The following is a 17,131-nucleotide window of genomic DNA, read 5'->3' on the forward strand; positions in this document are numbered from 1 at the left end:
GATGGCGGACGTAGCGGCCAGTCGGGTCGCCCGCACCCTGGGGAAGGTTCGACATGCGAATGATTCTCAAAAAACCTGTGGAAAAACAGGTCCGGTTGCAGTGCGATAGGCTTTAGTGACCGCAAAGGCCGGGTGTCAACGAACCGGGCCGTATAAGCGCTGCGGATCGCGATTTCCTGATCAGGCCTCGCGAATCGCTCGCAACAGGGCGGCTTTATCGTCCGCCGACAGAGGCACGGCGCCGGGGCGGCCCCAGATCGGATCGGGCCACAAGCCGTCGTCGCGTCGACGCCCGACGACGTGGACATGAAGCTGGCGCGTGACATTGCCCAGAGCCGCCGTGTTCAGCTTGTCGACGGGGCGCCCCGCCGCCTGACCCAGGGCGCGGACCCGTTCGCCCGCCCGCACCATCTCCTCCATCAGAGCGGCGCGCTGCTCGGCGGTCAGGTCATTCAGCTCGACCGCCCCGTCCACGCGGGGCAGCAGGATCAGCCAGGGGAAGCGGGCGTCGTCCTGCAGCCGCACCTGGCACAGGGGCCAGTCGACGGCGAAGACGGACCCGGCCTCGAAGGCGGGATCAGCGCGAAACTCAGTCATGTCAGATGCTCGTCCTCGAACCAGCGCAGGCGATAGGCGTTCATCGCCGTCGTCGCCAGCCGCGTCGTCAGCCGCCAGTTGACCACGACCCCCACCGGCGCCCCGATGACCGGGATCAGCTGGGCCATCTTGGCCAGGTCGATGTAGTCGCGGTACTCCAGCTGGAACTTGCGCCAGTCGAAGTCCTCGATGCGTTCGGGCTGGTGCAGGCCCTTGCCCGCCGCCTCCAGCGCCGCCAGGGCCTCGGGCCGATGCCGGGCGCTGGAAAAAGCCATCTGGAAGATGCGCAGCAGGAACAGCCGCTCGCTCAGGCTCTTGCCCGAATGGCCGTAGAGGGCGCCGATCTCAGCCAGCAGCTTGATCTTGATGGCCAGCAAGGCCGGAAAGTCCGCCGCCGCCAGCAGGAAGCCGCCCGCCCCCGCCACCCCGCCCTCGACGCTGGCCGTGGTGCGATAGAAGTCGACGCGGGTCTGGATCAGCTCTTCGCGCTTGCGAAGGCTGCCGTGCAGCAGGGGCCTGGCCGTGGTCCAGTCGGCGCCGGTCATGATGCCCCGCGTCGTCAACTCGACGCCCGAGGTCACGATCTGGTGCACCCGCTCGGGAATGATCCGATTGATCCGGTCCTGCGTCGCCCGCGTGGCCATGTCCCACAAGCCCGGGCGGCGCAGCTGGCGTTCACGCCAGGCCTCGGCTTCCGCGAGGACGCGGGCTTCGTACTGTCGATCGTCTTCCGCAGCGGTCATCATGCTTCTCTGGATCAGCGCGACCCTCGCAGGGGCCGACGAAAGGCGCAACGCCCGACGCTTGCTCCCGCTCCGCTGCGGGTCTAGACCGCCCGACATCGAGTACCGTTTCGCACACGCAACATCGACTGGAGAGACCTCTATGGCTCGCGCGAAGATCGCCCTTATCGGCGCCGGAATGATCGGCGGAACCCTGGCCCACGTGGCTGCGCGCGAAGCGCTGGGCGACGTCATCCTGTTCGACATCGCCGAAGGCACGCCGCAAGGCAAAGCCCTCGACATCGCCGAGGCCTCGGCCGTCTTCGGTCAGGACGTGGCCCTGAAGGGCGCCAACGACTACGCCGACATCGCGGGCGCCGACGTCTGCATCGTCACCGCCGGCGTGCCGCGCAAGCCGGGCATGAGCCGCGATGACCTGATCGGCATCAACCTGAAGGTCATGAAGGCCGTCGGCGAGGGCATCAAGCAGCACGCCCCCAACGCCTTCGTCATCTGCATCACCAACCCGCTCGACGCCATGGTCTGGGCCCTGCAGAAGTTCTCGGGTCTGCCCAAGGAGAAGGTCGTCGGCATGGCCGGCGTGCTGGACTCGGCGCGTTTCGCCTACTTCCTGGCGGAAAAGACCGGCGTCTCGGTGCAGGACATCCACGCCTGGACCCTGGGCGGTCACGGCGACGACATGGTGCCGATGGTGCGCCACTCGACCGTGGGCGGCCTGCCGCTGCCGGACGCCGTCGCCGCCGGCTTCCTGAGCCAGGCCGACCTGGACGCCATCGTCGAGCGCACCCGCAAGGGCGGCGGCGAGATCGTGGCCCTGCTGAAGACCGGCTCGGCCTTCTACGCCCCGGCTGAATCCGCCATCGCCATGGCCAAGTCCTACCTGCTGGATCAGAAGCGCGTCCTGCCCTGCGCCGTCTGGCTGTCGGGCGAGTACGGCCTGTCGGACCTCTACGTCGGCGTCCCGGCCCTGATCGGCGCCGCCGGCGTCGAGAAGATCGTCGAGTTCACCACCAACGACGACGAAAAGGCTATGTTCGCCAAGTCGGTGGAATCGGTGAACGGCCTGATCCAGGCTTGCAAGGACATCGAGCCTTCCTTGGCTTAAGGGCGCTAACGCGAGCCGCGCGGCGGCTCGCTGCTCGAACGCTTAGGCGTCTGAAATACGAAGGGGGTCGTGCCGAAAGGCGCGGCCCTTTTTCGTGCGCCATCCTTTGAACCCGCTCATCCCGGCGGACGCCGGGATCCAGCGCTTTGGCTACAAGCGCTGGGCCAGGATCAAGGCGCCCGTTTCCACCGGCACATTTGAGGCTCTCACTGGATCCCAGCGTCCGCCGGAATGAGCGGCGAGGGAATGGGCCGCCTCAGGCGTGAACCGCCTCTTCCTCCTCGTCGTCCTCGCCCCTCTGCTCCAGCCAGGACGCGCTGCGCATCTCGTTCAGACGCGACACCGTCCGTTCGAACTCGAAGGCGCCGACGCCCTCGGCGTAGAGGGCTTCCGGTTCGGCCTCGGCCAGGACCACCAGCCGCGTCTTGGCCTCGTAGAGGGCGTCGATCAGCGTCACCAGGCGCCGGGCCTCGTGGTGGTTGGCCGGGCTGAGCCTCGGCACGTCGGACAGGAACAGGGTGTGGAAGCGCCGGGCGACGGCCAGATAGTCCTGCGGCCCCAGCGGCGATCCGCACAGCTCGCTGAAACTGGCCCGCGCCATGCCGCCGACCGTGCGCTGGACCCGAACCTGACGGCCCAGCACCGGCAGGGCCGCGGGCTCCTCGGGCTCGCCGCCCTTGAGATCCGACCACAGGGTCTCGAAGCCGGAACGCGCCGTGTCGTCCAGCGGTGCGAACCAGACCTTGGCCCCGGCCATCCGGTCCAGCCGGAAGTCGCGCGCCCCTGCCGTCTCCACCACCTCGCAACGTTCCCGCAGGATGTCGATGAAGGGCAGGAAGAGCTGGCGGTTGATGCCGTTCTTGTAGAGGTCTTCCGGCGCGCGGTTCGAGGTGATGGCCAGCACCACCCGCTTCTCGAACAGGGCGTCGAACAGCCGGCCCAGGATCATGGCGTCGGCGATGTCGGTGACCTGCAGTTCGTCAAAGCACAGCAGCCGGGCTTCCGAGGCGATCAGGGCCGCGATCGGCGGGATGGGATCATCGCCCTTGGCGGTGCCGAACACAGCCTTGCGGGTGCGAGCGTCGCCGTCGCGCCACTGTTTCACCAGGTCGTGGATGCGGGCCATGAAGGCGTGGAAGTGCGCGCGGACCTTCTTCTGCTCGGGCGTGGCCGAGTAGAACAGGTCCATCAGCATGGACTTGCCGCGCCCAGGCGGTCCCCAGATGTAGATGCCCTTCACTTCGGGCGGGCGGCCGAACAGGCCCTTCTTCGCCAGATCCGCCTCCAGCCGTTCCAGCGCGGCCAGCAGCTCCAGTTGTTTCGGATCGGGGGCGATGACGCCCTCTTCGACGCGGATGTCGTAGGCGTTGCGGATACGGGAGGTCATGCCAGCGGCATAGCCTCAAGGGGCCGATCAGGAAAGGCGGCGGGCTTTCCGTTGCGCGGCGGACGGAATATTTGGGTAAAACTGGTTGCTTCGCGCTTGCGAAAGACCCAAATGCAGAACCGCTTTTCTCCCCAGCGCCCCTACAAGGATAATTAAATCATGGGCTATCGCGTCGCCGTCGTTGGCGCCACCGGCAATGTCGGTCGCGAAATGATGAACATCATCGAGGAACTGAACTTCCCCGTCGACAAGATGCACGCGATCGCCTCACGGAAATCCAAGGGCGTGGAGGTTTCCTTCGGCGACAAGACGCTGAAATGCGAGGATCTTGAGCAGTTCGACTTCTCGACCGTCGACCTCGTCCTTATGAGCGCCGGCGGCAAGGTGTCCAAGGAATGGTCGGAAAAGATCGGCAAGGCCGGTCCCATCGTCATCGACAACTCCTCGGCCTTCCGGATGGACCCAGACGTGCCGCTGATCGTGCCGGAGGTGAACCCCGACGCGGTCAAGCTGGCGCGCAAGAAGAACATCGTCGCCAACCCCAACTGCTCGACCGCCCAGCTGGTCGTGGCGCTCAAGCCCCTGCATGACGCGGCCAAGGCCAAGCGCGTCGTGGTCTCGACCTATCAATCCGTGTCGGGCGCCGGCAAGGAAGGCATGGACGAGCTGTGGAACCAGACCAAGGCCATCTACGGCCTGGGCGACGCCACGCCGAAGAAGTTCCCCAAGCAGATCGCCTTCAACGTCATCCCCTACATCGGCTCGTTCCGCGACGACGGCTATACCGACGAGGAAGCCAAGATGTGGGACGAGACCCACAAGATGATCGACCCGTCGATCAAGCTGACCGTGACCTGCGTCCGCGTGCCGGTCTTCGTCGGCCACTCGGAATCGGTGACGGTCGAGTTCGATCGCCCGATCGAGCCGGACGAGGCCCGCGAAATCCTGCGCGAGGCGCCCGGCGTCATGGTCATCGATAAGCTGGAGCACGACGGCTACATCACCCCCGTCGACGCCGCCGGCGACCACGCCGTCTTCGTCAGCCGCATCCGCAAGGACCCGACGGTCGAGAACGGCCTGTCCTTCTGGGTCGTGTCCGACAACCTGCGCAAGGGCGCGGCCTTGAACGCCGTGCAGATCGCCCAGCTGCTGGACGAAACCGGCGTCATCACCCCGTCGAGCGGCTATCGCACGCTGACGGTTTAAGCGAAGGGGGCCTAACGCCCCGCGCGCGGCGCGGGGCTGCTTGAGGCCCCTGTTCTATCCTCTCCAAGCCTCCGCGGCGTCTCTGGCGCGGCGGAGGCCGAAAGGTCCGCCCTGTGACCGCGCCCCCCTCCCCGAACTCGTCCGAAGCCCGCACCGCCCTGGCGGCCGGGACGATCTGCTACCTGCTGTGGGGCTTCATCCCCCTGGTCTTCCAGCAGATGGCCCATCAGGGCGCCGACGCCTGGGAGATCATGGGCCACCGCGCGGTCTGGGGCGTGCTGTGGTCGCTGCTGCTGGTGCTGATCGCGCGTCAGTGGCGCCAGGTCGTCTCCGTCTTCCGCCAGCCGAAAGTGCTGGGCTGGCTGGCCCTGTCGGCGGTGCTGATCGCCACCAACTGGACCACCTACGTCATCGCCGTGAACAACGGCCGGACGCTGGACGCCTCGCTCGGCTACTACCTCAACCCCCTGCTCAACATGGCCGCCGGGGCCTGGCTGTTCCGGGAAAGGATCGACCGCTTCGGCGCCGCCGCTATCGGCCTGGCCGCCGTCGGCGTGGTGCTTCAGGCCGTGGCCCTCGGCCACGCCCCTTGGGTGTCCCTGCTGCTGGCCTTCAGCTTCGCCGGCTACGGCATCATCCGAAAGCGCGTCGCGGTCGACGCCCAGACGGGTCTGTTCATGGAATGCCTGCTGCTGGCCGCGCCTGGTCTGGCCTGGGTCATCTTCATCGAGACGACGGGACAGGGCCATTTCACCGCCAACCCGGCCGCGACAATGTGGCTGCTGTTCGCCGGTCCCGCCACGGTCATCCCGCTCGCCCTGTTCGCCTGGGCGGCGCGGCGCATGCCCCTGTCCAGCATGGGCTTCCTGCAGTTTCTGGCCCCGACCATCGTCTTCTTCATCGGCATGATCCAGGGCGAGGCGCTCGGAGCCCTGCGCATCGCCTCCTTCGCCTTCATCTGGCTGGGCGCGGGCGTCTTCGCGGTCGGGGCGGTGCTCAAGGTGCGCCGGGGCAGCCGCACCGCCGAAACCATCGTCGCCCCCGAGCCCGGCCTGCTGGACGACCCCGCCGAGGATCGCATGGCCGCGATGGACGACGACCCGGCCTCCTCGCGCTGAAGCCCGGACAGAACCCACGTTGAGGTCCGACGCCGTTCCAGCCTAGAAGGGGTGATGATCCGCGCCCGCTCTCTCGCCGCCCTCACCCTGTCTATCGTCCTAGCGGCCGGCTCGTCCGCCTGCGCCCAGAGCGTGGGCATGCAGGGGGGCGGCGATGAAGTCATCCGCACCGCGCGGACGGAGGCGCCCGTCGCTGCGACCCCGCCGGTCGTCGTGCCGACCACGGCCGAGACCTTCGACGCCGTCAGCAACACCCTGGACGCCGCCGCCGAAGCCTGGTCGTCGGGCGATGTGGACGCGGTCATGGCCACCTATGTCGCCGACGAGCCCCTGCTGGTCTTCCTTGGCGACACCCCGATCAAGGGCCCGGACGCCGTGCGCGCCGCCCTGGAAGCTCGCGCCGTCCAGCCCGGCGGCTTGGGTCAGATGACCTATGAGTGGTTCGAGACCCTGCAGTTCGACGTCAACACCACGGTCGTCTCGGGCCGCGTGGTGATGCGTCGTGAAGGCAAGACCCATCGCGGCCTCTTCACCCGCGTCCTGCGCCGCACCGAAGACGGCTGGCGCATCGTCCACGACCAGTTGGCCTGGGGCGCCGACGCCTGATCGAGGCCTGGGTGATCCACAGGTCGCGCGGTTGCGGCCCGTGTGGCCGAACAAGATGCGTGGCGCGGCCCGTCAAACAGAGGCGTTGGGCGACGGCGGCGTGATCTCGCGGTGCAGGACCCGTTCGCGCCAGGCGGTGTAGAGACCGCTGCCGACGATCAGCGCGGCCCCCGCCAGGGTCGCCGCCGTCGGCGCGTCGCTCAGCAGCAGCCAGCCCAGAACCACCGCGCCGACCATCTGCAGATAGTCCAGCGGGGCCAGGGCCGAAACCGGCGCGTGTTGCAGCGAGGTGGTCATCAGCAGCTGCGCCAGACCGCCCGCCAGACCGCCCGCCGCCAGAACGGCCAGCACCGCCCAGCTATGGCTGTGGCCGTCGATCAAGGTCAGGACCCCGCCGACCGTGGCGCAGGCGACGAAGAACCAGAAGACGATGGCGGTGGCCGATTCCGTCTTGCCCAGCTGACGCAGGGTGACGGTGACGGCGGCGGCGACGAAGGCCCCGCCCAGGGCGAACAGCAGGCCGGCCAGCGGCGGCGCGCCCTCGGCGCCGGGACGCACCATGACCAGAACGCCGAGGAAGCCCAGCACGACCGCCGTCCAGCGATGCCGCCCCACCTTCTCCTTCAGGAAGAGGATGGACAGCAGGGTGGCGAAGATGGGGGCGGTGAAGCCGATGGTCGTGGCGTCGGCCAGAGGCAGAAGCTTCAGCCCCTGGAAGATCAGCAGGATGCCGGTCACGCCCAGGGCGCAGCGCCAGACATGAACCATGGGTCGGCGGGTCGAGAGCGAGGCCAGCCCGCCCTTCGCGCTCTGAACCCAGAACAACACCACCGGCAGGCCGAAGAGCGAGCGGTAGAAGACCATCTCGCCCGCCGAGACGGGCTCCAGCGTCGCCGCCCACTTCATCAGGGCGTACATCAGGGAGAAGCTGAGGGCGGCTGCGGCCCGCAGCGCCATGCCGTAGCTGGTCCCCTGTCTGACGCCCTGGCGGCTCATCCGCCGGTCAGGCCTGACGGAAGCCGAGCACGTCCTGCATGTCATAGAGGCCGGGGCGGCGGTTGCGGACCCAGGCGGCGGCGGCCACGGCGCCCTTGGCAAACAGCGAGCGGTCGATGGCCGAGTGCGACAGGGTCAGCAGCTCGTCTTCCGATCCGAACAGGACCGTATGCTCGCCGATGACGCCGCCGGCGCGCAAGGACGCAAAACCGATCTTGCCCGGTTCGCGCGGGCCGGTGATGCCGTCGTAGGGGGCGGTCTTCAGCTCTTCCAGATCGCGACCCCGGCCGTTGGCGGCGGCCTCGCCCAGCATCAGGGCGGTGCCCGAGGGGGCGTCCACCTTGCGCCGGTGATGGGTCTCCAGCACCTCGATGTCCCAGTCGCGCCCGTCCAGACGCTGGGCCGCGTGCTCGACCAGACCGATCAGGATGTTGAGACCCAGCGAGAAGTTGCCGCTGCGGACAATGGCGATCTTTTCCGCCGCCGCCTCGATCAGGGCGTCCTGTTCCGGCGACAGGCCGGTGGAGCCGATGACCAGGGCCGGACCGCCGCGCTCGGCGCAGGCGCGCGCAAGTTCGACCGAGGCCTCAGGCGTCGAGAAGTCGATGATGACGTCGCACAGCTTCAGGTCGGGCGTCTCGCCGCGGTCGAAACGGGCAGCGACCACCACGTCCTCACGGGCGTCCAGAACTTGCGAAACGGCGCGGCCCATACGGCCCCGGGCGCCGGAGATGCCGGCGTGGAAGATGTCGCTCACACAGTCTCTTTCGGATTGTCAGCGTCGCCGCCCAGGATATCAGCCCAGAACCGCTTGGCCTTGCCCGCGAAGCTGGAGTTGCGCGGATTCTGGCTTTCCCCGAACGAGGCGGCCAGCTCCTGCATCAGTTCCTTCTGACGCGGGGTCAGATCGGCGGGGGTCTCGACGAACAGTTCCACCACCAGATCGCCGCGCTGGCGGCCGTTCAGGTGGGGCATGCCCTTGCCCTTGATGCGGATGGTCTTGCCGGTCTGGGCGCCAGCGGGCACCTCGACCGTGGCCTTGCACTTGCCGTCGCAGGCCTCGGACACCAGGCAGGGGGCGTCGACGACGCCGCCCAGGGCCGCCACCGTCATCGGCACCGGCACCGTGACCAGCAGGTCCAGGTTGTCGCGCTCGAACAGTTCGTGGTCGTGCACCGACAGGAAGACATAGAGGTCGCCGCGCGGACCGCCGCGCTGACCGGCCTCGCCCTCGCCCGACAGGCGGATGCGTGAGCCGTCGTCGACGCCGGCGGGAATCTTGAGGCTGAGCTGGCGGTTCTTGCGGACCTGGCCGTGACCGTGACAGGTCCCGCAGGGGTCGGCGATCATCTCGCCCGAGCCGCCGCAGCGGGGGCAGGTGCGCTCGACCTGGAAGAAGCCGTTGGCCTGACGCACGCGCCCGGCGCCGCCGCAGGTGGAGCAGATGGTCGGCTTGGTCCCGGCCTTGGCGCCCGAGCCGTCGCAGACCTCGCAGGTCATGGTGGTGGGCACCGCGATCTCGACCTCGGCGCCCTTGTAGGCCTGCTCCAGGGTGATCTCGAGATCGTAGCGCAGATCCGAGCCGCGACGCGGTCCGCCCTGCTGCTGACGCCCGCCGCCCCGGCCGCCGAAGGCGTCCCCGAAGGCGTCGCCGAAGACCTGGGAGAAGATGTCGTTGATGTCGTGGAAGCCCTGGCCGCCGCCGCGTCCGAACGGGTCGCCGCCGCCGGCGCCGCCGTTCACGCCCGCATGACCATAACGGTCATAGGCCGCGCGCTTCTGTTCGTCCGACAGGACCGTATAGGCCTCGGAAATTTCCTTGAACTTGGCGAGGGAGTCTTCCGAGCCGCCGTTGCGGTCCGGGTGGTGAACCATGGCCAGCTTGCGATAGGCCGACTTCAGGCCCGGCGCGTCGATCGTGCGCTCGACCCCCAGGATTTCGTAATAGTCACGCTGCGCCATCAGGCGTTCGTCCTCTTACTTTTCTCGGCGCCCGCCGTCCGTGTTGAGCCTCGGATCGTGCGGTCGCGAATGACCCAAAGACCATGTCTGCTGACATGGGCGCCCGGTCGAATGATGCAAGTTTTATGAAACGGCCCCGCCTGCCGTCTGGCAAGCGGGGCCGGTCGTCATAAGCCGCGTTTCGTTACGCGTTCTTCTTGTCGTCTTCGTCCGAGACTTCCTCGAACTCGGCGTCGACCACGCCGTCGTCAGCCGGAGCGGCTTCCGACGCGCCGTCTTCACCGGCGCCCTGCTGCGCGGCGTACATGGCCTCGCCCAGCTTCATCGCCGCCTGGGACAGGGCGTTGGTCTTCTCGCGGATGGCCTCGGGGTCCGAGCCTTCCTTGGCCGCCTTCAGGTCGTCCAGGGCCGACTGGATGGTCGCCTTGGTGGCGTCGTCGACCTTGTCGCCGTGCTCGGCCAGGGCCTTCTCGGTCGAATGGATCAGGCTGTCGGCGCCGTTGGTCGCCTCGACCAGCTCCTTGCGGACCTTGTCGGCGGCGGCGTTGGCTTCGGCTTCCTTGACCATCTTCTCGATGTCGGCGTCCGACAGGCCGCCGTTGGCCTGGATGCGGATCGACTGTTCCTTGTTGGTCGCCTTGTCCTTGGCGGTGACGTGGACGATGCCGTTGGCGTCGATGTCGAAGGCGACCTCGATCTGCGGCATGCCGCGCGGCGCCGGCGGAATGCCCATCAGGTCGAACTGACCCAGTACCTTGTTGTCGGCGGCCATCGGACGCTCGCCCTGGAAGACCCGGATCGTCACGGCCGACTGGTTGTCGTCGGCGGTCGAGAAGACCTGGCTCTTCTTGGTCGGGATGGTGGTGTTGCGCTCGATCAGCGGGGTGAAGACGCCGCCCAGGGTTTCGATGCCGAGGGTCAGCGGGGTCACGTCCAGCAGCAGCACGTCCTTGACGTCGCCTTGCAGAACGCCAGCCTGAACGGCGGCGCCCAGGGCCACGACTTCGTCAGGGTTCACGCCCTTGTGCGGCTCCTTGCCGAAGAAGGCCTTCACGGCTTCCACGACCTTGGGCATGCGGGTCATGCCGCCGACCAGGACGACCTCGTCGATGTCGCCGGCCTTCAGACCGGCGTCGGCCAGGGCCTTCTTGCAGGGCTCGATCGTGCGCTGGATCAGGTCGTCGACCAGGGCTTCCAGCTTGGCGCGCGACAGCTTGATGTTCAGGTGCAGCGGGCCCGAGGCGTTCATGGTGATGAACGGCAGGTTGACCTCGTACTGAGCCGTCGAGGACAGCTCCTTCTTGGCCTTCTCGGCTTCTTCCTTCAGGCGCTGCAGGGCCAGCTTGTCGGTCCGCAGATCGACGCCCTGTTCCTTCTTGAACTCGTCGGCCAGGTAGTCGACCAGACGCAGGTCGAAGTCCTCGCCGCCCAGGAAGGTGTCGCCGTTGGTCGACTTCACCTCGAAGACGCCGTCGCCGATCTCCAGGATCGAGACGTCGAAGGTGCCGCCGCCCAGGTCATAGACGGCGATCTTCTGGCCTTCGTGCTTCTCCAGGCCATAGGCCAGAGCAGCGGCGGTCGGCTCGTTGATGATGCGCAGGACTTCCAGGCCGGCGATCTTGCCGGCGTCCTTGGTCGCCTGACGCTGGGCGTCGTTGAAGTAGGCCGGAACGGTGATCACGGCCTGGGTCACGGTCTCGCCGAGGTAGGCCTCTGCGGCCTCCTTCATCTTGCCCAGGGTGAAGGCCGAAACCTGTTGCGGCGAATAGTCCTTGCCGTGGGCGCGCACCCAGGCGTCGCCCGTGGGACCCTTGACGATCTCATAGGGCACCATGCCCTTGTCCTTGGCCACCACCGGGTCATCGAAATTGCGGCCGATCAGGCGCTTGATGGCGAAGAAGGTGTTGGTCGGGTTCGTGACCGCCTGGCGGCGCGCAGGCTGGCCGACGAGGACCTCGCCGCTGTCCTGGATCGCCACGACCGACGGGGTCGTGCGGTTGCCTTCGGCGTTCTCGATGACCTTGGGGTTCTTGCCGTCCATGACGGCCACGCACGAGTTGGTCGTGCCGAGGTCGATGCCGATGATCTTGGCCATGAGCTTGTCTTTTCACTCCTTGCGGCGGGCGATGCGGCGGCCTTCGAAAAGCGCCGCGCGTGACCGCCCCCAGTTGGGCTGAAAGCCGTCCCGGACATCCGGTCGGGCGGGTTGAATGGTTTCGGTCGAAAGCCCCAAGAATTTCGGGGTTTCTTCCGGACAGGCCCGGATATGGGAAAGACCGCAGGGGCTGCAAGGGTTTCGTGCGGTTCAGGACGGATTCGGCGCCGTTTCCTACGCGAACCCTCTCCGTTGGGAGAGGGCTTGAGACTCGGAGAGCCGAAGGCGATCCGCAAGGCGAAAGGGTGAGGGGTTAAGATGTCAGTCGGCGTCAGCCGTATTGACGGCTCTGCGACGGCTTGCGCCGACAGACGCCGACGCCCCTCATCCGACCCTTCGGGCCACCTTCTCCCATCGGGAGAAGGGTCCTAAATGAAGAGAATGACCGCCGACCGTCCCCGCGAAACCCCGACCGGCCTGCCCGGCTTTCGCCTGTGGCCCGGCGCGCTGGACGCAGAAGCCCAACAGGCCCTGCTGACCGAGGTGATGGCGGCGGCGCAAACCGCGCCCTTCTATCGTCCCGTCACCCCCGGCGGACGGCCGTTTTCGGTCGAGATGACCGGCATGGGGCCGCTGGCTTGGGTCTCGGACCAGGCGGGCTATCGCTATCAGGCGACCCATCCGATCACCGAGCAGACCTGGCCGCCGATGCCGCAGACCCTGCTCGACCTATGGGACGCCCTGACCGGCTGGCCCGCCCCGCCCGACGCCTGTCTGGTCAACCTCTATCGCCATGAGGCGAAGATGGGCCTGCATCAGGACAAGGACGAGGCCGACCTGACCGCCCCCGTCTTGTCTGTGTCGCTGGGCGATACGGCGGTGTTCCGCATCGGCCCCGCCGAGGGCGGCAAGACGCAAAGCCTGAAGCTGGCCTCCGGCGACGTCTGCGCCCTGACGGGACCGGCAAGGCTGGCGCGGCACGGGATCGACCGCCTGCTGGCGGGGTCGTCGCAGCTGGTCCCTGGCGGCGGGCGCATCAATCTGACGCTGCGGCGGGCGCGCTGAAGGGGACTCGACGGCGGCGTCAAAGCCGGGCCACAGTCCCCGCCTCATTTTGACGCCGCACCGGAGACCCGCGATGACCCTGATCACCCGGCCCGAGGGCCTGAGCGCCGACCAGATCGCTCCCAGCCGCCGCAGTCTGGGCGTGGCCGCCCTCGGCGGCGTCGCCTTCGCCGCCTACGCCCCTGCCGCGCTGAGCCAGGCGGCCAGACCGATCACCACCGACAGCGCGGACCTGACCACCGCCAACGTCTCCTATGCCGCGCCCGACGGTTTCGACCTGCCGGCCTTCGTCGCCCGGCCCGAGGGCGAAGGCCCCTTCCCCGTCGTCATCGTCGTGTCGGAGATCTTCGGCGTGCACGAATACATCCGCGACATCTGCCGTCGCCTGGCCAAGGCCGGCTACGCCGCCGTCGCCCCGGCCTTCTTCGTGCGCAAGGCCGACCCCGCCCCGCTCAGCGACATGCAATCCATCATGACCATCGTGGCCGCCGCCGGATACGAGCAGGTCATGGGCGACGTGGCCGCCACGCTGGACTGGATCGGCCAGCAGACCTGGGCCAAGTCGGACAAGGTCGGGATCACCGGCTTCTGCTGGGGCGGCAAGGTGGTGTGGCAGGCCTGCGCCCGCTTCCCGATGCTGGACGCCGGGGTCGCCTGGTACGGCCGCCTGGCCCCCGCCGCCAACGCCACCGACGAACAGAAGACGGCGGGGCGCCCCTGGCCGGTCGATCTGGCGGGCGAGCTCAAGGCCCCGGTGCTGGGCCTCTATGGCAGACAGGACAGCGGCATTCCCAATGATACGGTCAAGGCGATGAACGACGCCCTGGCCGCCGCCGGCAAGACCGACAGCCAGATCATCCTCTACGACGACGCCCCGCACGGTTTCCACGCCGACTATCGCGCCAGCTACCGCGAGGCGGACGCGAAGGACGGCTGGGCAAGGTTGCTGGCCTTGTTCGAGGCGCGACTGAAGCACTGACCCCGCCATAGGCCCCTGCCGTCATTCCGGGGCGCGAAGCGAACCCGGAACCCAGGCGGTCGACACTTCACCGGCCATGCCATGAAGGCGAACGCCTGGGCCCCGGATCGTCCCTTCGGGCCGTCCGGGGTGACGGCGAAAGGATGCGGTTCAAATAAAAAAGGCCCGGAGCGTCTGCTCCGGGCCTTTCCCGTTCTCAATCAGCCGACACTCACGCCTTGGCGTCGAAATTCCCGCCGGTCGTGTTGGCTTCCGAATAGGCGCCGCCCGAGGCCGGGCCAGAGCCCTTGGCCGCGACCACCACCATGGCGGCGCGCACGGTGCGGCCGAACAGGGCGTAGCCGGGTTGCAGGGTCTGGATCACCGTGCCGCCCGGCACGCTGTCCGAGGGCTGCTCCATCACGGCCTGATGCAGGTGAGGGTCGAAGGCCTCGCCCGGCTCGGGCGCGACGCGCGTCAGGCCGTTGGACTCAAAGGCCGACAGCAGGGACTTCTGCGTCAGCTCCAGACCCGTCACCATGGCGGCGACCGGGCTGTCGGCCTCGACGCCCTCCAGCACCTTGGGCGCGGACAGCAGGCCGCGCTCCAAGGTGTCGGCCACGCTCAGAAGGTCCTTGGCGAAGCGCTGGATGGCGTAGGCGCGGGCGTCGTTGGCCTGGGTCTCGGCGCGGCGCTTGGTGTTCTCGGCGTCGGCCACGGCGCGCAGGGCGCGGTCCTTCCACTGGTCGCGCTCGGCGATCAGGGCGTCGACCACGGCCATGTCGCCGTCGTCCGCGCCTTCGGCTGCGGCATCGATGGCGGCCTCTCCCATATCCTGTTCGAGTTGGTCGCGGGTCTCGTCGTTGATGTCGTTCACGTCTCTTGTCCGTCCAGAATCCGGCCCAGCACCCGGGCGGTATAGTCCACCAACGGTATGACACGGGCATAGTTCAGTCTTGCAGGGCCGATGACGCCGATGGCGCCCAGCATCCGCTGCCGACCCGTCATATAGGGCGCCGCGATCACGGCGGAACCCGAAAGCGAAAACAACCGCGTTTCGGCCCCGATGAAGATGCGCACGCCCTGCGCGGCCCCAACGCCGTCCAGCAGGCCGATCAGCTGTTCCTTCTGCTCCAGGTCGTCGAACAGGACGCGCACCCGCTCCAAATCCTCGACCGCCTGGGCGTCCTGCAACAGGTTGGCGCGGCCGCGCACGATCAGGGACCGATCACGCTCGCCCCCGCCGGACCAGGCGGCCAGACCGTCCTCGACCAGACGGGCGGCGGCCACGTTCAGCTCGCGTCGAGCGGCGTCCAGCTCGGCGCTCATCTCGGTGCGCGCCTCGGCCAGGGGGCGGCCCTTCAGCCGAGCGTTGAGGAAGTTGGAGGCCTCGGTCAGGGTCGAGGGCGTCACCCCCGCCGACAGGGGCATCAGCCGGTTCTCGATGGTGCCGTCGTCGCCGACCAGAACCGCCAGGGCCTGATCATGGCCCAGGGCCACGAACTCGACGTGCTTGACCCCGGCGTCGCGCACCGGGCTGGCGACGATGCCCGCCCCGCCGGCCAGACCGGACAGAAGATTGGTGGCGGCGTCCAGGGCCTCTTCGAAATTGCGGCCCTTCCCCGCCAGCCGCGCGTCGATCTCGCGTCGCTCGTCCTGGCCGATGTCGCCGACCTCCAGCAGGCCGTCGACGAACAGACGCAAACCCGCATGGGTCGGCACCCGCCCCGACGAGGTGTGCGGCGAGGCCAAAAGGCCCGCCAGGGTCAGGTCCTGCATGGTGTTGCGGATCGACGCGGGCGACAGGGCCAGCCCCCCGCGCGAAATGGTGCGCGACCCGACCGGCTCGCCCGTCTCCAGATAGGTCTCGACGATGCGGCGGAAGATATCGCGCGCACGGGCGTCCAGCGTCCCCAACCCGGCGGGGGCGCTTCCGAACGGCGACGGGTGGGGGGCATACAGGCTCACGCTTTCAGGATAAGCACGCCGCACTCAGGTTCCAAGGAAATCCCATGCGCCCGTCCGAACGCACCCCCGAACAACTCCGCACCGTCACGCTGGAAACCGGCGTCAACCGCTACGCCGAGGGCTCGTGCCTGGTGTCGTTCGGTCACACCAAGGTCCTGTGCACCGCCTCGATCGAGGAAAAAGTGCCGGGCTGGATGCGCAACACCGGCCAGGGCTGGGTCACGGCCGAATACGGCATGCTGCCCCGCGCCACCCACACGCGCGGCCGTCGTGAAGCCGCCGCCGGCAAGCAGTCGGGCCGCACCCAGGAAATCCAGCGCCTGATCGGCCGCTCCTTGCGCGCCGTGGTCGACCTGAAGGCGCTCGGCGAGCGTCAGGTCCTGATCGACTGCGACGTCATCCAGGCCGACGGCGGCACCCGCACCGCCTCCATCACCGGCGCCTGGGTCGCCATGGCGACGGCGCTGAACTACCTCAAGGACGAGGGCGTGCTGAAGACCGACCCCATCATCGATCAGGTCGCGGCCGTGTCCTGCGGCATCTTCAACGACCTGCCGGTTCTGGACCTCGACTATGAGGAAGACTCCACCGCCGAGGCCGATTCCAACTTCGTCCTGACCGGCGCCGGCGGCATCGTCGAGATCCAGGCCACGGGCGAGAAGCGCGGCTTCTCGCGTCCCGAGTTCGACCGCCTGTTCGAACTGGCCGAGATCGGCTGCACCGACCTGTTCGCCCTGCAACGCGCGGCGCTCGGCAAGTAGGCTGGACCACTAAAAACCGAAGACTAGGCCGCGAGGGCTGATCAAGGCATGGTGGGGTCTTCTGCGAACGGAGATCCCCGCCCCATGCCGTCCATGATGCGCCCCGCCCTCGCCGCCTCCCTTGTGGCTCTATCGCTCGCCCTGGCCGGGTGCGGCCAGCCGCAGCCCGCGCCCGCCGAGGCGCCGACCGCGGGCGCTGACGCCTCCCTGTCGCAGGAACCGATCGACGCCGTGCCGATCACGGCCGAGCCGACGCCGGCGCCCGCCCCGGTCGCCCCGCCCAAGCCCAAGACCGAACCCGTCGTCTCCAAGCCCGCAGAACCTGTCGGCGAGCCGGGCTCCTGCCTGGCCGAGATCGGCGAGGCCCGGTCCAAGCGGCTGGTCGAACGCTGCATCCAGGTCAGCCCCGCCACCCGCCCGCCCTGCAACAGCGCCAACCCCTGCGACATGATCCAGGGCGAGATCGACCGTTCCTGCGCCATGTACGGGCCGGATGAAGCCAAGCCGAAGGAATGCGCGGCTTGATCCCAAACGCCGCCGCCTTTCCCTCCCCTTCATGGGGAG

General features: G+C 68.2%; 17 protein-coding genes. 8 read left to right on the forward strand and 9 right to left on the reverse strand.

The window, feature by feature from the left end; translation table 11 throughout:
• Positions 1 to 180 precede the first annotated feature (180 nt).
• Positions 181 to 597, reverse strand: coding sequence for an HIT domain-containing protein (locus HX774_RS04685; RefSeq protein ID WP_178824658.1), 417 nt, complete (start codon positions 595 to 597; stop codon positions 181 to 183).
• Positions 594 to 1,343, reverse strand: a complete 750-nt coding sequence (locus HX774_RS04690; RefSeq protein WP_255500042.1) for an EcsC family protein — start codon at positions 1,341 to 1,343, stop codon at positions 594 to 596. Before HX774_RS04690 ends, HX774_RS04685 begins: the two co-directional genes overlap by 4 nt.
• 139 nt (positions 1,344 to 1,482) lie before the next feature.
• On the opposite strand from HX774_RS04690, the gene mdh reads away from it, so the two are divergent.
• Positions 1,483 to 2,445, forward strand: coding sequence for a malate dehydrogenase (gene mdh / locus HX774_RS04695; RefSeq protein ID WP_114817180.1), 963 nt, complete (start codon positions 1,483 to 1,485; stop codon positions 2,443 to 2,445).
• Positions 2,446 to 2,701: 256 nt separating this feature from the next.
• Here mdh and zapE read toward each other — a convergent pair whose 3' ends face one another.
• Positions 2,702 to 3,832, reverse strand: a complete 1,131-nt coding sequence (zapE, locus tag HX774_RS04700; RefSeq protein WP_178824662.1) for a cell division protein ZapE — start codon at positions 3,830 to 3,832, stop codon at positions 2,702 to 2,704.
• 159 nt (positions 3,833 to 3,991) lie between these two features.
• Here zapE and HX774_RS04705 point away from each other — a divergent pair, with 159 nt between their 5' ends.
• The 3 genes from HX774_RS04705 (at position 3,992) to HX774_RS04715 (ending at position 6,762) form a co-directional block, all read left to right on the forward strand.
• Positions 3,992 to 5,038: an aspartate-semialdehyde dehydrogenase gene (locus HX774_RS04705; protein WP_114817182.1), complete on the forward strand. Its 1,047-nt coding sequence runs from the start codon at positions 3,992 to 3,994 to the stop codon at positions 5,036 to 5,038.
• Between the two features lie 113 nt (positions 5,039 to 5,151).
• Positions 5,152 to 6,156: an EamA family transporter RarD gene (gene rarD, locus HX774_RS04710; RefSeq protein WP_178824664.1), complete on the forward strand. Its 1,005-nt coding sequence runs from the start codon at positions 5,152 to 5,154 to the stop codon at positions 6,154 to 6,156.
• A 54-nt stretch (positions 6,157 to 6,210) separates the two neighbouring features.
• Complete coding sequence (locus HX774_RS04715) at positions 6,211 to 6,762, forward strand: DUF4440 domain-containing protein (protein ID WP_178824666.1); 552 nt, start codon at positions 6,211 to 6,213, stop codon at positions 6,760 to 6,762.
• A 72-nt stretch (positions 6,763 to 6,834) separates the two neighbouring features.
• Here the strand turns inward: HX774_RS04715 and HX774_RS04720 are convergent, their stop codons facing one another.
• The 4 genes from HX774_RS04720 to dnaK all read right to left on the reverse strand — a co-directional run bounded on the left by HX774_RS04720 (position 6,835) and on the right by dnaK (position 11,815).
• Positions 6,835 to 7,758 (reverse strand): DMT family transporter, encoded by a 924-nt coding sequence (locus tag HX774_RS04720; protein WP_178824668.1) that lies wholly within the window; start codon positions 7,756 to 7,758, stop codon positions 6,835 to 6,837.
• Positions 7,759 to 7,765: 7 nt separating this feature from the next.
• Positions 7,766 to 8,515 (reverse strand): 4-hydroxy-tetrahydrodipicolinate reductase, encoded by a 750-nt coding sequence (gene dapB, locus HX774_RS04725; RefSeq protein ID WP_178824670.1) that lies wholly within the window; start codon positions 8,513 to 8,515, stop codon positions 7,766 to 7,768.
• The gene (dnaJ, locus tag HX774_RS04730) at positions 8,512 to 9,720 is read right to left on the reverse strand and encodes a molecular chaperone DnaJ (protein WP_178824672.1); all 1,209 of its coding nucleotides are present in this window, start codon (positions 9,718 to 9,720) and stop codon (positions 8,512 to 8,514) included. The genes dapB and dnaJ overlap by 4 nt, the downstream gene beginning before the upstream one ends.
• Positions 9,721 to 9,904: 184 nt before the next feature.
• A complete protein-coding gene (dnaK, locus tag HX774_RS04735; protein WP_178824674.1) occupies positions 9,905 to 11,815 on the reverse strand; it encodes a molecular chaperone DnaK in 1,911 nt (636 codons plus the stop codon).
• 432 nt (positions 11,816 to 12,247) lie between these two features.
• Between dnaK and HX774_RS04740 the strand changes: the two genes are divergently transcribed.
• Both HX774_RS04740 and HX774_RS04745 read left to right on the forward strand, forming a co-directional pair.
• Entirely contained in the window at positions 12,248 to 12,880 is a 633-nt protein-coding gene (locus tag HX774_RS04740; RefSeq protein ID WP_255500044.1) for an alpha-ketoglutarate-dependent dioxygenase AlkB, read from the forward strand.
• A gap of 73 nt (positions 12,881 to 12,953) precedes the next feature.
• A complete protein-coding gene (locus HX774_RS04745) occupies positions 12,954 to 13,859 on the forward strand; it encodes a dienelactone hydrolase family protein (RefSeq protein WP_178824677.1) in 906 nt (301 codons plus the stop codon).
• A gap of 211 nt (positions 13,860 to 14,070) precedes the next feature.
• Here the strand turns inward: HX774_RS04745 and grpE are convergent, their stop codons facing one another.
• On the reverse strand, positions 14,071 to 14,715 hold the full coding sequence (gene grpE, locus HX774_RS04750; RefSeq protein ID WP_178824679.1) for a nucleotide exchange factor GrpE: 645 nt from the start codon (positions 14,713 to 14,715) through the stop codon (positions 14,071 to 14,073).
• Positions 14,712 to 15,800, reverse strand: coding sequence for a heat-inducible transcriptional repressor HrcA (gene hrcA / locus HX774_RS04755; RefSeq protein WP_370523340.1), 1,089 nt, complete (start codon positions 15,798 to 15,800; stop codon positions 14,712 to 14,714). Before hrcA ends, grpE begins: the two co-directional genes overlap by 4 nt.
• Positions 15,801 to 15,850: 50 nt before the next feature.
• On the opposite strand from hrcA, the gene rph reads away from it, so the two are divergent.
• Both rph and HX774_RS04765 read left to right on the forward strand, forming a co-directional pair.
• A complete protein-coding gene (rph, locus tag HX774_RS04760) occupies positions 15,851 to 16,567 on the forward strand; it encodes a ribonuclease PH (RefSeq protein ID WP_178824681.1) in 717 nt (238 codons plus the stop codon).
• An 84-nt stretch (positions 16,568 to 16,651) separates the two neighbouring features.
• Positions 16,652 to 17,092: a hypothetical protein gene (locus tag HX774_RS04765; RefSeq protein WP_178824683.1), complete on the forward strand. Its 441-nt coding sequence runs from the start codon at positions 16,652 to 16,654 to the stop codon at positions 17,090 to 17,092.
• Positions 17,093 to 17,131: the final 39 nt, after the last annotated feature.

The organism is Brevundimonas sp. P7753 (genome assembly GCF_013386595.1).
In the GTDB taxonomy this organism is placed as follows: domain Bacteria; phylum Pseudomonadota; class Alphaproteobacteria; order Caulobacterales; family Caulobacteraceae; genus Brevundimonas; species Brevundimonas bullata.